Source organism: Undibacterium sp. RuRC25W (genome assembly GCF_049339825.1).
Lineage (GTDB): Bacteria > Pseudomonadota > Gammaproteobacteria > Burkholderiales > Burkholderiaceae_D > Undibacterium.
In genome coordinates, this window is the sequence record NZ_JBMPPD010000084.1 from 1 (window position 1) to 476 (window position 476).

Genomic DNA, 476 nt, shown 5'->3' on the forward strand with positions numbered 1-476 from the left:
TAGAGCGAAGAGGCAGTATACCGAATAGACAATTTATCGAAGACAGGCCAGCAATTGTAGAGCAGCGCAGTCGAATAGGCGATTGGGAAGCAGATACGATCATTGGCAAAAACCATCGGCAAGCTATTGTGAGTATCGTAGAACGCAAGACAGGATTAACGTTGATTCGAAAAGTGGAACGTAAGACAGCGCACGCAGTAGGTCAGGCGATGATTGAATTGCTTGAACCTTATCGTAAAAAAGTACGCACCATCACCTCAGACAACGGACGAGAATTTGCCCAACATGAAACAATCGCCTCTGCCTTAAAAGCTGACTTTTATTTCGCGCATCCCTATGCATCTTGGGAGCGAGGAACGAACGAAAACACGAATGGATTGATTAGGCAATACTTTCCGAAGAACAGAGATTTCACCACGATTACACAACAGGAGATTGATCACGCCATGAAAAGACTGAATAATCGACCAAGAAAA

Annotated in this window: 1 protein-coding gene; it reads left to right on the forward strand. The window is 44.3% G+C overall.

Going from position 1 to position 476, the window contains the following annotated elements:
- A partial coding sequence (locus ACO0KV_RS18395) for an IS30 family transposase (RefSeq protein ID WP_423044608.1) occupies nt 1–476 on the forward strand: 476 nt, incomplete at both ends.